This window comes from Micromonospora sp. LOL_024, assembly GCF_048060415.1.
In the GTDB taxonomy this organism is placed as follows: domain Bacteria; phylum Actinomycetota; class Actinomycetes; order Mycobacteriales; family Micromonosporaceae; genus Micromonospora.
In genome coordinates, this window is sequence record NZ_JBHMIS010000009.1 from 46,202 (window position 1) to 59,929 (window position 13,728).

General features: G+C 70.5%; 10 protein-coding genes and 1 tRNA gene. 2 read left to right on the forward strand and 9 right to left on the reverse strand.

The features are described 5' to 3' along the window. Nucleotides 1–24: 24 nt before the first annotated feature. Together ACFHWY_RS12765 and ACFHWY_RS12770 are read right to left on the reverse strand one after the other, a co-directional pair. Nucleotides 25–3,210 (reverse strand): SNF2-related protein, encoded by a 3,186-nt coding sequence (locus ACFHWY_RS12765; RefSeq protein ID WP_416580380.1) that lies wholly within the window; start codon nt 3,208–3,210, stop codon nt 25–27. Between the two features lie 429 nt (nt 3,211–3,639). Further along, nucleotides 3,640–3,713 (reverse strand) — tRNA-Thr (locus tag ACFHWY_RS12770). Between the two features lie 122 nt (nt 3,714–3,835). On the opposite strand from ACFHWY_RS12770, the gene ACFHWY_RS12775 reads away from it, so the two are divergent. Further along, nucleotides 3,836–5,614 (forward strand): metallophosphoesterase family protein, encoded by a 1,779-nt coding sequence (locus ACFHWY_RS12775; RefSeq protein ID WP_416580381.1) that lies wholly within the window; start codon nt 3,836–3,838, stop codon nt 5,612–5,614. A gap of 83 nt (nt 5,615–5,697) precedes the next feature. Here the strand turns inward: ACFHWY_RS12775 and ACFHWY_RS12780 are convergent, their stop codons facing one another. The 6 genes from ACFHWY_RS12780 to tmk all read right to left on the reverse strand — a co-directional run bounded on the left by ACFHWY_RS12780 (nt 5,698) and on the right by tmk (nt 11,347). Beyond that, complete coding sequence (locus ACFHWY_RS12780) at nt 5,698–6,537, reverse strand: PSP1 domain-containing protein (protein WP_416580382.1); 840 nt, start codon at nt 6,535–6,537, stop codon at nt 5,698–5,700. A 44-nt stretch (nt 6,538–6,581) separates the two neighbouring features. Then, nucleotides 6,582–7,286: a hypothetical protein gene (locus ACFHWY_RS12785; RefSeq protein WP_416580383.1), complete on the reverse strand. Its 705-nt coding sequence runs from the start codon at nt 7,284–7,286 to the stop codon at nt 6,582–6,584. Further along, nucleotides 7,286–7,591, reverse strand: a complete 306-nt coding sequence (locus tag ACFHWY_RS12790; protein WP_416580384.1) for a hypothetical protein — start codon at nt 7,589–7,591, stop codon at nt 7,286–7,288. Before ACFHWY_RS12790 ends, ACFHWY_RS12785 begins: the two co-directional genes overlap by 1 nt. Then, a complete protein-coding gene (locus ACFHWY_RS12795; protein ID WP_416580385.1) occupies nt 7,591–7,920 on the reverse strand; it encodes a YbaB/EbfC family nucleoid-associated protein in 330 nt (109 codons plus the stop codon). Before ACFHWY_RS12795 ends, ACFHWY_RS12790 begins: the two co-directional genes overlap by 1 nt. A gap of 155 nt (nt 7,921–8,075) precedes the next feature. Further along, entirely contained in the window at nt 8,076–9,287 is a 1,212-nt protein-coding gene (locus ACFHWY_RS12800) for a DNA polymerase III subunit delta' (RefSeq protein ID WP_416580485.1), read from the reverse strand. Further along, the gene (gene tmk, locus ACFHWY_RS12805; RefSeq protein ID WP_416580486.1) at nt 9,287–11,347 is read right to left on the reverse strand and encodes a dTMP kinase; all 2,061 of its coding nucleotides are present in this window, start codon (nt 11,345–11,347) and stop codon (nt 9,287–9,289) included. Before tmk ends, ACFHWY_RS12800 begins: the two co-directional genes overlap by 1 nt. Before the next feature lie 432 nt (nt 11,348–11,779). On the opposite strand from tmk, the gene ACFHWY_RS12810 reads away from it, so the two are divergent. Continuing rightward, nucleotides 11,780–12,988: an amino acid deaminase/aldolase gene (locus ACFHWY_RS12810; protein ID WP_416580386.1), complete on the forward strand. Its 1,209-nt coding sequence runs from the start codon at nt 11,780–11,782 to the stop codon at nt 12,986–12,988. 18 nt (nt 12,989–13,006) lie between these two features. Here ACFHWY_RS12810 and ACFHWY_RS12815 read toward each other — a convergent pair whose 3' ends face one another. Beyond that, on the reverse strand, nt 13,007–13,651 hold the full coding sequence (locus ACFHWY_RS12815; protein ID WP_416580387.1) for a TetR family transcriptional regulator: 645 nt from the start codon (nt 13,649–13,651) through the stop codon (nt 13,007–13,009). Between the last annotated feature and the right edge of the window lie 77 nt (nt 13,652–13,728).

Consider the following 13,728-nt stretch of genomic DNA (forward strand, 5'->3'; position numbering starts at 1 on the left):
GCGTTTGGTCGACCTCGTCGAAAGTCAGTCGAGCAGACTGCGGATGTCAGCGGCGGTCAGTTCGGCGGAGGTGAACTCTCCGCCGTCGAGGACGCTGCTGAACAGCTCGGCCTTCCTGGCTTGTAGCGCCATGACCTTCTCCTCGATGGTGTCCTTGGCAACCAGGCGGTACACCATGACCTTGCGGGTCTGACCGATGCGGTGAACACGGTCGACCGCTTGGGCTTCGGTCGCCGGGTTCCACCACGGGTCGAGCAGGATGCAGTAGTCGGCCTCGGTCAGGTTCAGCCCGAAGCCGCCCGACTTGAGGCTGACCAGGAAGGCCGGCGCCGTCCCGTTCTTGAAGTCGGCGATGACCTCCGCCCGCCGCCGTGTCTTGCCGTCGAGGTAGCAGCAGGCGACGCCGGCCTCCTCCAGGCGTTGCCGGGCGGTGGTCAGGAAGCGTGTGAACTGGCTGAAGATGAGAACCCGGTGTCCCTCTGCGGCGAGGTTGGTGACCTGGTCGCGGAGCGCGTCGAGTTTCGTCGACGCTATGGCGTGGTGTTTCGGGTCGATCAGGGTCAGGTCGAGGCTGGCCTGGCGCAGCAGAGTCAGTGAGCGGAAGATCTCGAAGCGGTTCTTCTGCATGTCGCCGAGCAGGCCGAGGACTTTCTGCCGCTCCCGCTGCAGATAGGTCTGGTACATCCGGCGATGCTTGGGGTTCAGATCCAGTTCGATGATCTGCTCCTGCTTTGCCGGTAGCTCGGTGACCACCTCAGCCTTGCGGCGGCGCAGCATGAGGGGACGGATCCGGCGACGTAGTTGCGCAAGCCGTGCCTCGTCGTCGTCCTTCTCGATCGGCCGACGGTAATAGTCGGTGAAACGGTCGAGCCGAGGTAGCAGGCCCGGGGCGGTGATGGAGAGCAGGGCCCAGAGCTCAGCCAGGTTGTTCTCCATCGGCGTACCGGTGATCGCGAGCTTGAAGGCGGCTAGTAGCTGTTTCGCGCATCGGTACGTCTGCGACTGAGGGTTCTTGACGAACTGCGCCTCGTCCAAAATCAGACCGGTCCACGGCAACGCGGCGTATTCGTCGTACTCAAGCCGGAACAGGGTGTAGGACGTGACCACGATGTGCGATCCGGTGACCGCTTGTTCCAGCGTTCCGGTCCGGCGCGCGCCGGTCTGGACGATGGGGGTGACGGTGAGGTGTGGAGCGAAGCGCGCCGCCTCATGCGCCCAGTTGCTGACGACGCTGGCCGGGGCGACCACCAGGAACGGTGCACCGGCGGACGCCTGTTCGACGGCGTGGCAGATCAGGGCCAGTGCCTGCAGCGTCTTGCCCAGCCCCATGTCGTCGGCCAGCACTCCGCCGAGATCATGCCGGTGCAGGGTGGCGAGCCATTGGAAGCCCTCCATCTGGTAGGGCCGGAGAGTGGCGTCCAGCCCTGTCGGTGGCGGGTCGGCGGACCCGGTCTTGACGTCGCTGAGCGCGCGCACGGACTGCTGCCAGGCCGCGGCCTGACCGGTGACCTCGCCCAACTCGGACAGCTCCTGCCACAGCCCCGCCTGAAAGCGTCCGACCCGCACGACACCGGGAGGAGCATCCTCCAATTCACGGGACTCCGCTATCAGGTCGCGTAGCTGCCGGAACTCTGGCTGCTCAAGCCGGAAATAGCAACCGCTGGGCAGGATCATGAACTCCTGCTCGGCGGCAAGCGCGAGGAACAGCCCTTCGAAGCCGACTTCCTCACCGCCCACGGTGACCCACACGGACAGGTCGAACCAATCCTGCGCGCCGGGACTGCCCTCGGTCGCGCTCGCGAATGAAACGACCGGGGCTTCCTGCGTCTCGACATACTCCGGGACGTCGTCATGCGGCTTGACGACCACTTCGACGCCGTCCATCCCGACGAGTCGGGGAAGGACGTCCCGTACAAGCCACAGCATGGCGTCACCAGCGACGACGGCATGCTCCAGCAGCCGCCGTCCGGCTGGGAACGGCTCGGTCAGCCCGTACGACGGGTCCGCCATCAGAGTGGTGACGCGTTGCAACGTCGCGGCCCGGTCGGGACTGTGGTGCACACCGGCGTGCAGCGGCTCCACCTGGTTTTCCAACCCGACGACGGTGACCCAATCCCAGGACAACGACATACGATGTTCCGGTAGCGGCCGCACCGACAGCGTCAGCGTCGCCTTCCCGAGCTCAGGCAGACCCACCGTCTCGTCGACCGGCACTACATCGGCCTGACGGACGAGCCCCGGATAGTATTGCCGCAGGAAACGGGACTCTTCGACGGCCGGAACGACGATCGCTGGAGCAGCCAGTGCCTCCGTGACCCGCGCGCTCAACGGTCTCGCCAGGGGCGCGAGCCGCAGAGTACCCGGATCAGTCGAGGAACCTGGCCCAGTCGTACCCCACCAGGCGACGCCGTGCGCCGGCTGCCCGACCACGATAAGCTTCTCGGGATCGATCGTCTCCGTGCCGTCGGCCAGCGCCGGACGTAGCCGCAGGCCCGCTGCGACTCGATCGGCCCGCACCGAAAATCGCACCGGACGTGCCGATGCCTGAACCGGTGACGCGGCCCGGCCGCTCTGCACCAGCGGCAGCCCCGCCTCCCGCGCCTCGGCCAGAACGTCCCACACCCGCCGGCTACGGAACTCATCCAGGTAGACGACGCGCTGACCCGAGCCGTAGTAGCGGTAACCGTACGGGTCGCCCCCCTCGTCATCCGCCAGCGCGAGCAACTCCGCCAAGAGATCCACATGATGCTGCGTGTGCGGTGAATCAGGGACGTACCCGAAGCCGAGGGTCCCCCACGAGACACCGCTACGGATCCAGCCCCTCTTGCCCGGCACTACTGGCCGGAGCCCGATCCGCCACTTCCCACGGCCGTCGCCGTCTTCGAGCTCGAACTGCAACGCCAGTTCCGGAGAACCTGGCACGACGGCCGGGCTGTCGGCGCTGACCAGGTCAGTCAACGCCAACTCCCATGACGACGGCGGCTGCGGCTTGGACGCCTCGGAGGTGCAGGCGATCAACGCCAAGGCAGCCGGATGCGCGCACACCGGAGCTGCCGAGCACGTGCACGCGCCACTGACGCTCTTGAGCGCGCCGTCGACGCCGACGACGACCGACACCGTCGCCCAACCAGATTTCTCGCCTTGCACGGCGGCCCGCCCACGGCCGGTACGCGGGTCCCAGCTCACCTCGACCAGAGCGCCGCTCGCCACCAGTGAACGAGCCTGCACAAACGATCTGACCCCGACGGCCTCACACACCGCCGCCTCATCAGCCGTCAGCACCAGCCGCCCCACAAGGAACCTCCGCCAGATTGGTGATCGGACATCAACGCTACCGAGCGACCAGGCGCCGCCGATCCGGGCATCACCCATCCGAACAAACGGGACCGCAGTCCGGTCCCGGCTGGTGGGGAACTTCTGGTCCGGCTGGACAGGTGACCAATGGCCTACCCGGAACTGTGTCCGCACCTCACGCCTCGTCCGCGGTGCATCGTCACCGCCGGCCGACCTACGCTCGCACAATGTTCCGATCTGACTCCACTCAGCCGGCACCAGGGGCGTTTTCGGGGGGCGACTCAAATCTTCATTGAAGAAATTGATGCCCTGACCAGCAGATCCGCTGGTCAGGGCATCACCCTGAGCCGCCTGACGGAATCGAACCGTCGACCTACGCATTACGAGTGCGTCGCTCTAGCCGACTGAGCTAAGGCGGCAACGATGGTCAAGTGTACGACACGCGCCGGCCCGGGCCCGAGCGGGATTGCCGAGCGGCGAACCGGACACCGATGCGTTTCCGGCTCGGCACGCCCGGTCGGGCAGCACTAGGCTCCAACGGGTGACCGACGAACCCCCTCTCTCCGACGAACCGGTCGACACCCCGCCCCGGCAGCCGGCTTCGCAGGCTCCGTACGCCGAGGAAGCGACCGGCGGGCGGGCGTCCGACCGGCCGCGCAGCACCGATCCGCTGGAGCTGGGCTTCACGCCCCGCAAGCCGGTGCCGTGGCTGGCGCCGTTCCTGCTGATCAGCACCGGCCTGCGTACGCTGCTCGCGATGCTGTTCGGCGCGTACCTGGACAAGCGGGAGTTGCAGGAGGCGCTGGACGCGGAGGTCGCCAAGCAGGTCGGGCCGGACGGTGGACTGTGGCTCGACTACGTGGCCGACCTGGGTGACGGCTTCAACGCCACCTACTCGGTCGCGTACCTGCTCGCCCAGCGGGAGCTGGAGGTGGACGGGCACCGGCTGCCCCGGGCGCAGACCCTGGTCATGGGTGGCGACCAGGTCTACCCGTCGGCGGACTACGAGGCGTACGAGGACCGCTGCAAGGGGCCCTATCAGGCGGCGCTGCCGGACGCCCCGCCGGAGCGACCGACGATCTTCGCGGTGCCCGGCAACCACGACTGGTACGACGGCCTGACCGCGTTTCTCCGGCTTTTCGTCCGTACCCGGGACCGGCACTTCGGCGGCTGGCGTACCGGCCAGTCACGCTCGTACTTCGCCGCCGAACTGCCCGCCGGCTGGTGGCTGCTCGGGCTCGACGACCAGTCCGGATCGTACGTCGACGATCCGCAGCTCACCTACTTCGACGCGGTGGCGAAGAGGCTCGGACCGCAGAGCAGGGTGATCCTGGCGGTGCCGGGCCCGCAGTGGGTCAAGGCCGCCGACCAGCCGAAGGCGTACGACTCGATCGACTACTTCATCCGGACCATCATCGCGCCCACCGGCGCCCAGGTACGGCTGCTGATCTCCGGCGACCTGCACCACTACGCCCGGTACACCGGGCCGGACGGCCGGCAGTTGGTGACCTCGGGTAGCGGCGGGGCGTACCTGTATCCGACGCACAAGCTGCCCGAGCGGATCGAGGTGCCTCCTCGGGACACTCTGGCCCGACGGTCCAGCCCCTCCTGGACGTACGAGCTGGCCGGCCGCTACCCGGATGCGACCCGGTCCCGCCGGTACGGTTGGGGGATCTTCGCCCGCCTGCCGCGCCGCAATCCGGGCTTCTCCACGTTGCTCGGCATCCTGCAGACCCTGCTGATGCTCTCCATCGCCGGTGTGACCGACTTCCGGTCCGAGGCCTCGGAGCAGCGGCTGTTCAGCGTACCGCTGGTGATGATGGTGCTGGTCACGGTGCTCGCGGCGGCCCTGTTCGCCAAGCCGCCGAGCTCTGGCGGCAAGCGGCACGCCCGGCACTGGGTTCTCGGCGTCGGGCACGGTCTGGCCCATGTCGGGTTGGCTGCCGCCGGCACCTGGGCCTGGCTCGCCCTGCCGTTCTACGACTGGCCCTGGCCGCTGCCGGCGGTCGCCGCGGCGGTGGTGTACCTACCGGTGATCGGGCTGGTGGCGAGTCAACTGGTAGCCGGCTATCTGCTGATCGCCAGCGCTTTCGGGGTGAACGTCAACGAGTTGTTCGCCGGGCAGGGCATCGAGGACGCGAAGGGATTCGTGCGTCTACGCATCGACCCCGAGGGCACGCTCACCCTCTACCCGATCGTGGTCGACCGGGTGGCCTGCGACTGGCGGATCAACCCCGACGACTCCCCCGACTCCTCCTGGCTGACCCCCGCCACCCCGCTGACCCCTCGCCTGGCCGAACCACCCATCACCTGCACCTGAACTACGCCCACGCTCCGGCGTGATCAGGAGTTTGCGCCAGCGGCAGGGTCGATTCAGAGGCGAGAATTTCTTGATCAGCTTGGTCAGGGGGTGTAGTGCTGGTCGTGGGCCTGGCGGGGGGCGCAGACAAAGGCGCGGGAGCAGGAGCAGCGGGAGCCGTCGGTGTCGAGGCGGACCGTGACGGCGTCGCGGGGGACGCTGTGGCCGACCACGCGGCCGTCGCCCTTCGGCGTGGTGACGCGGCTGCCGACCTCCGGCGCGGATTCCTGGAACTTCTGGTACAGCGGATGTTCATACTTGAGGCAGCACATCAACCGGCCGCAGGCACCGGAGATCCGCAGCGGGTTGAGCGGTAGATCCTGGTCCTTGGCCATCCGGATGGTGACCGGCTCGAAGTCGTTCAGGAAGGTGGCGCAGCACAGGTCGCGTCCGCAGGAACCGATGCCACCCTGCACTCGGGCCGAATCCCGGGCCGAGAGTTGGCGCAACTCCACCCGGCAGTGCAGGGTCGCACCGAGATCGCGTACCAGGGAGCGGAAGTCCACCCGATGCGGGGCGGTGAAGTAGATGGTGCTGCGCTCGCCGCCGCTCTCGCCGTCGCCGAGCACGTGGTCGACCGCCACCACCTTCATCGGCAGGCCATGCTCGCGGATCAGCCGCTTCGCCGCGATCTTGGCCTCGGCCTTGCGCTGCCGCAGCGCCTCGTCCCGTCGCAGGTCCTCATCCTGGGCCAGCCCGGCCAGGCGGGGGAAGCCCTCGGTCTCCTCGGTCACCCACTGCGCCGCCCACACGCACTCCGCCACCTCGGGCCCGTCGTCGGTGGGAACCAGCACCTTGTCGCCCACCTGCGGTGTCAGCTCACCAGGGTCGAGGTAGTAGAGGCGCCCGTACCGCTGGAAGCTGACCGCGCAGAGCATGCCCATGTCCTCACCCTACGTCCCGCGGGCGACGACGTGTCCGGGCGGCGTCACCAGCCGACGCGGGTCGGGCGGCCACCCGGCGCGCCGCCACCGGGTTCGGGACGGAAGCGGGCGGCGGCCGGCCGCCACGAGGACTCGGCCAGGCTCGGTGACCACTGCCGCAACAGGTTCTCGGCGCCGTCGTAGGCGACACAGAGCACCGCCAGCACCCGTGCGCCGACCTCGGCGGCGGCAGCTCGACCCGGCGGGGACGGTCCGGCCCCTGTCGAAGCGCCGCTGACCGAGGTGGCCGCGACGACGGCGACCGCCTCGGCCGAGCCGATCACTTCGGCCAACGCCCGAGCCACGGCGAGCCGGCTGCCCTCCACCCAGTCGGCCAGCGCGTCGGCGTAGCCGGCGGTGGCCTCCAGCCGCCCGACCAGGCTCTCCGGCCCCTCGTCGAGGTGGCGCAGCAGAGTGGCCCGGGACTGGCCGTAGGCCAGTGCGGCCGAACCCGACCAGAGGACCGGGTCGGTCAGCGCGGCGCAGGCGTGGTCGTACCCGTGCACGTGCCGGCGCACGGCGTGCCCGGCGGTGGCCAGCGGTGCGGCACGCAGATCGAGAAAGCTGCGCAGCGCCTCGCCGGGCAACACCTGCATCCGGCGCAGCAACGGCCAGACCCGGTGCCCCTCCGGGGCACCGGCTGCCAGCAACGTGTCGACGCGGTGAAGCAGGTCGACGCCGGGCTCGGCGAGCCGGTCCAGGGCGTCCATCAGGTTTCGCCGATCAGCCGGCGGGAGGCGACGGTGTCGGTGTCGGAATACCGGTCGGCCGCCTCCCGCAGCGCGGCGGCGACGGCCGCCAGCTGGGCGGCGGCGGAGTGCGCCTCCCGTGCCCGGTCGCCGGTCGCGGCCACCCACTGTCGGTGCAGCGCCCGGCCGATCTCGCCGGGCAGCCCCGGTGCGTCGGTGCCGAACGCCACCTGGGCCGGATCACTCGCGGTGACCGAACGGGAGAGGGCGGTCAGCGTGGCGCTCGCCTCGTCGAGGCGACCGGCCAGCGCGCGAAGGCTGTCCATCAGGCCCCCGTCAAGGGTCGGTAGGCGGTGAAGGTTTCGTTGTGCAGCTTTTCCCTCGCCCACTCGGCGGCATCCGCAGCCGCAGCGACCGCGGCCCGCACCGAATTGGCCACATCGCGCGGCGCACGGGCGTGCAAGGGCCCGAGGAACCGCACGTCGGTGATCCGGCCCCCGGCGGTGACCACCACCTCCACCAGGCCGTCCGGCGACCGAACAGTGACCTCGACCGTCGCCACGGCCTGGTCGAACTCGGCCTGGAGGGACTCGATCCGGCGGTAGCGCCGGATCGCCTCCTCGATCCACGCCTCGTCGATCTCACCCCGCGGCATCGCCGGACTCCTCCCGAGCACCATAACTGTGCGTGCCGCCACCGTCACCACGGCACACCGGACCGTACCGCACGCGAATTGTGCCTGTCGATGGCTGTGGATAACGGTCCGGAGCGCGGGACGGCTGGCGCGCCACCCACCGAACGGCGGCTAAGTCAGCCCTTCCAGAGGGAGAGCATCATCGCCTCGACGGCGATCCGGGGCTTGACGTTGGCCTCGATCGCCGTACGACAGGAGAGCACCGCCTCCAGCCGCCGCAGCGTCCCCTCCGCCTGCCAGCTACGGGCGCCCGTGTCGGCCAGTTCCGCTGTGTCGGCGTGCACCGGCGCCACCGGCGCACCCAACGCCACCATGAGCGCGTCCCGGTAGAAGGCGGCCAGGTCCACCAGGGCGCGATCCAACGCGTCCCGCTGCGCCCGGGTCGCCCGCGACTTCTGGCGCCGCTCCAGGTCCTTGATCTGCCCGGCTGACCCCCGGGCGGCACTGGCCGCGCCCCGGCCGGTCCCGCCCGCACCGAGCGCCGTCTCCAGCGCCGAGCGTTCCGTCGCGTCGATTTCCGCGACCGACGACTCGGCCTCCGCCTCGGCCGCCTCGATCAGCGCGGACGCCGCGTCGAAGGCCGCGCCCACACTGGTCAGCCGACGCGGCACCGCCAGGACCGCCGCACGCCGCTCGCGCGCCTGCGGATCGCCGGCCAACCGGCGGGCCCGCCCCACGTGACCCTGCGTGGCCGCCGCCGCCCACCGCGCCACGTCCGGCGCGACGCCGTCCCGGCGGACCAGCACCTCGGCGACCGCGTCGGCGGACGGCTGGCGAAGCGGTACGACCCGGCACCGCGACCGAATGGTCACCGAGATGTCGTCCGGGTGGGTGGACGGCGCGCAGAGCAGAAAGACGGTACGTGGTGGCGGCTCCTCCACCGCCTTGAGCAGCGCGTTGCCGGCCGCCTCGGTGAGCCGGTCGGCGTCCTCGATGATCACGACCTGCCAGCGCCCGCCGGAGGGGGTGCTGGCCGCCCGGAGCACCAGGGCCCGCATCTCGTTGACGCCGATGGAAAGCCCCTCGGGCATCACCAGCCGCACGTCGGCGTGGGTCCCGGCGAGGGTGGTGTGGCAGCCGGGGCACGTCCCACAGCCGGTGCCGGGCAGGCACTGTAGCGCGGCGGCGAAGGCACGTGCCGCGACCGACCGGCCGGATCCGGGAGGGCCGGTGAAGATCCAGGCGTGGGTCATCCCGCCACCCGGTCCGCCGCCGATCTCCAGCGTGGGATCGCCGACCGAACGCAGCACGGCAGCGGCCCCGGCTGCGGCCCGAAGGGTGTCCACCGCCTCGTCCTGACCGACCAGGTCGTGGAAGACGTCCGATATCACTTCCGCTCCGTCACCACCAGCTCCGACGGGGATAACTCGGGTTGTACCGAGGTGTTCGGGCCGCTCGCCGACGGCGGGTGTTCGATGTTGCCGCGGTCGCCGAGCATCGCCTCCACCCGGCGGGTGACCTGCTCCGCGATTTCCTCGACCGGGCGGGCCGCGTCCAGCACCAGGTAACGCTTGGGGTCGGCGGCGGCGAGGTCCAGGAAGGCGTAGCGGACCCGCTCGTGGAAGGAGACGCCCTCGGCCTCCAGCCGGTCGGCGGCCCCGGCGCGGGCGGCCACCCGGGACAGCCCGGTACCCGGGTCGACGTCGAGCAGCACCACCAGGTCGGGTTTGAGCCCACCGGTGGCCCAGGAGGAGAGCCAGGAGACCTCGTCGACCGGCAGCGTACGGCCGGCGCCCTGATAGGCCAGGGACGAGTCGACGTACCGATCACTGGTCACCACGGCTCCCCGGACCAGGGCGGGCCGGACGACGGTGGCCACGTGGTGCGCCCGGTCGGCGGCGTAGAGCAGCGCCTCGGCGCGCGGCGAGGGCGCCTCCCCAGTGGTGGTGTCGAGCACCAGCGACCTGATCCGGGCCCCGATGCCGGTGGCACCGGGCTCCCGGGTGACCACCACGTCCCGCCCGTCGCCGCGCAGCTTCTCGGCCAGCACAGCGAGCTGGGTCGACTTGCCCGCGCCCTCACCGCCCTCGAAGACCACGAAGAGCCCGGCCGAGACGAACGGCTCCGCCGGCATCAGCGGACGACCCCGGATCGACCCCCACAGGTCGGCCAGGACCGGAACGCCCTTCTTGTCGTCCATCTGGCCGAACGCACTGATCCCGGCGAAGATCCCCGCCGCGCCGGCGACGAGCAGCAGCAGGCGGGTGGAGGAGATGGAGATGCCGAGATCTGCGATGGTCAGCGTGCGGGATCCACCGACGCCGGCGAGCAGGCTGCCCAGCGCGATCGCCAGGATCAGCACGAGCCGGGTGCCGATCTGCACCACGGCGAAGACCCGACCGCGTACCTCGTCGGCGACCTCGCCGCCGAGCAGGGTGGTGCCGGAGAGGAAGGCCATCCCCGCGCCGGCGCCGACCAGGACCGCGCCGACCAGCGCCATGGACAGGTGGATGGCGAAGGCCAGCGTCATCACCGAGGCGCTGGCCAGCACGATGCTCATGCCGAACCAGCGCCGCCGGGACATGTCCCGCACGATCATCGGCCCGAGCCCGATGCCGATCGCCAGGCCGATGAAGATCGCGCCGAACAAAAGGTAGAAAGCAGCGTCGCCGGCACCCAGCGAGTCGGCGAAGAACCGGGCGGTGCCGATCACGATCCCGCCGCCGGCGAACGCGCCGAGAATGCCGAGGACCAGCCCCCGGACCAGTGGGGTCTGCCCGATGAACCGCCAGCCCTCGGTGAACTGGCGCATCATGCTCTGTTCGGTCCGCTCCCGTTCGTCGGTCTGCCCCTGGCTGATCTCCTTGATACCGAAGGCCACCACGACGGCGGTGGCGAGCCGGGAGAAGGCGTTGAACCAGAGCGCGAGCTGGGCCGGCTGGGACCAGGAGGGGACTTCACCGCCGGTGGCGGCCCGGATGATGCCGTCGAGCGACGACAGCACGATCGCGGCGATGACCGGCGTGAGGCCGTACGTGGTGATCAGGGTCAGCTGGTTGGCCGTCTCCAGCCGGGCCCGCGGGATGAGGTTCGGGACCGCGGCTTCCTTGGCCGGGATCCAGAGCAGGGTGACCGTCTCGATCAGGAAGGTGGCGATCGCCGCCCAACTGACCACCCGCGCGCCGCTGGCGCCGGTCAGCACGTACAGCGGGATGGAGGCGAAGAGCACGAACCGCAGCAGGTCGCAGATGACCATCGTCCAGCGCCGGTCGAACCGGTCGGCGAGCACTCCGGCGAACGGGCCGAGCAGCAGGGCGGGTAGCAGCCGGATGGCGATCACGCCACCGAACGCCGCGCCCTTGGCGGTGCTCCCCTCCACCTGGGCGGCGGCGAAGACACTCGTGGCGAGCAGGCCGAGCCAGTCACCGAAGGAGGCCGCGCCGAGCACGATCCAGAGCCGGCGGAACGGCCGGATGCGCAGCACCGAGCGGATCGCACCATATCCGGTCAGGTCGGGTTGCCCGCCGGAACCGCCCGACGGGCCCTGCGCCCCCGCTTTACCGGGCTGGTCCGCGGCGCCGCCGGGCTGGTCGTTCGCGGCGCCGCCGGCAGGCTGGCCGGCTGAGCTGGCTGCATCGGCAGGCTGGTCCGCGGACGACGACACGCCGGACGACTCGCCGTTGAACTGGCTTTCGATGGCCGTACCTCCACGTGCCGGCCCATCGCTGGGCACCCCCGATGGAACACTCTAGACCTGACCGGGACGTCTTCCTGTCCTGCATCGCCTGCTCGCCGAGCCTAGGCCGTGGCGGCCAGTCCGGCCCCGGCGAGCAGACGTGAGGGTATTTCGCATTAACCGTTTCACAGTTAGCGTGCACACGTGGCCACCGACAGCGAGAACCTGCGCCACCGCCTCGACCGGGCGACCGCGCGCCTCGACCCCCCGTACGCGGTGGTCGACCTCAGAGCCTTCGACAGCAACGCCGCCGCACTCGCCGACCGGGCCGACGGCAAGCCGCTGCGGATCGCCAGCAAGTCGCTGCGTAGCCGCGAACTGATCGCCCGCGCGCTGGCCCGGCCGGGCTGGCACGGGGTCATGTCCTTCACGCTGCCCGAGGCGATCTGGCTGGTCCGCACCGGCGTCAGCGCCGACGTGCTGGTGGCGTACCCCACGGTCGACCGGGGAGCGCTGGCGGCACTCGTCGCCGACCCGATGCTCGTGGCAGCGGTCACTCTCATGGTCGACGATCCGGACCAACTGGACTTCTGCGACGCGGTGTCGTCCCCCGGTCGCCGGCCGGAGCTGCGAATCTGCCTCGACCTGGACGCCTCCTGGCGGCTGCTGGGCGGCCGGGTACACGTCGGTGTGCGTCGCTCGCCGGTGCACACCGTACGGGCGGCCGGCCGGTTCGCCGCCACCGTCGCCTACCGGCCAGGATTCCGGCTGGTCGGGTTGATGTCGTACGAGGCACAGATCGCCGGCCTGGGCGACGCACCGCCGGGAAAGGCGGCGCTCCGCACCGCGATCCGGCTCGCACAACGCGGGTCGTACCGCGAGTTGCTGGCCCGCCGGAGCACGGCGGTTGCCGCGGTACGCGAGCACGCGGACCTGGAGTTCGTCAACGGCGGCGGCACCGGCAGCGTGGCCACGACCAGCGCCGATCCCGCGGTAACCGAGGTCACCGCGGGATCGGGGCTGTACGGGCCGACACTGTTCGACACCTACCGGGCCTGGCAACCCACCCCGGCGGCCCTCTTCGCCTGCCCGGTCGTCCGCCGGCCGGCACCCGGACTGGCCACCGTCCTCGGTGGCGGTTGGATCGCCTCCGGGACGGCCGACCCCAGCCGACTGCCCCGACCGTGGTTGCCCACCGGGCTCAGGCTGCTCGGCACGGAGGGAGCCGGCGAGGTGCAGACGCCGCTGGCCGGGCCGCGGGCCGCCGCCCTGCGCATCGGCGACCGGGTCTGGTTCCGCCACGCCAAGTCGGGAGAGCTGTGCGAACGGGTCAACGAGCTGCACCTGGTGGACGGCGACCGGGTGGTGGCCACCGTGCCGACCTACCGAGGTGAGGGCCGCGCCTTCCTCTGACCGGCGGGCGGCTGACCGTCAGGCGGGCTGGGCAGCCGGTTGGGCGGCCTCGCCGATCTGGTCGTCGGCCGGCTTCGCGGGCTGCACGACCGGCCGGTAGGCGGTATCGCCCCGCGCGTTCACCTGACGGTGCAGGTACTCGCGGATCAGCGCCTTCGCCTCGGTCAACACCCGGTCGTCGCCGTCCGGCTTCCGCCGGAACGCGAGCTTGATCAGGGCGTCGGCCGCCTCCACCGCGATCTCCAGATGAAAACGCAGCTCGGGGACGCCGGCCAGGCCGAACCGCTCGGTGAGCACCCGGCCCAACTGGTCGGCGATCACCCCGTTGTTGTCCCGCTGCTCATCGAGCAGATGCAGGTCGACCACGTCGCCGAAGTGCAGGGTACGGAACCCGGGAACGGTGCGGTGCATCGTGATGTATTCATCGATCCCCGCGTCGACCCCGTCCCACCAGTGGGTCAGATCATCCGAGGCGAAGCGTTCGTCGAGCCGCTGGAGATAGGACTCCATCGTGCGCAGCGTCAGCGCCTGCACGATCGCCCGCTTGTCCGGAAAGAACTGGTAGACCGACCCGATCGCCACCTCAGCCCGCTCGGCGAGCAGGGTGGTGGTCAGCCCTTCGTACCCCACCTCGTCGACGAGTTCGGCACAGGCGTCCAGCATTCGCTGAACGCGCGCGACACTTCGACCCTGCACCGGTACACGGCGCAGCGGCCCGGTCGTGGCGGCTGAAGTGGACA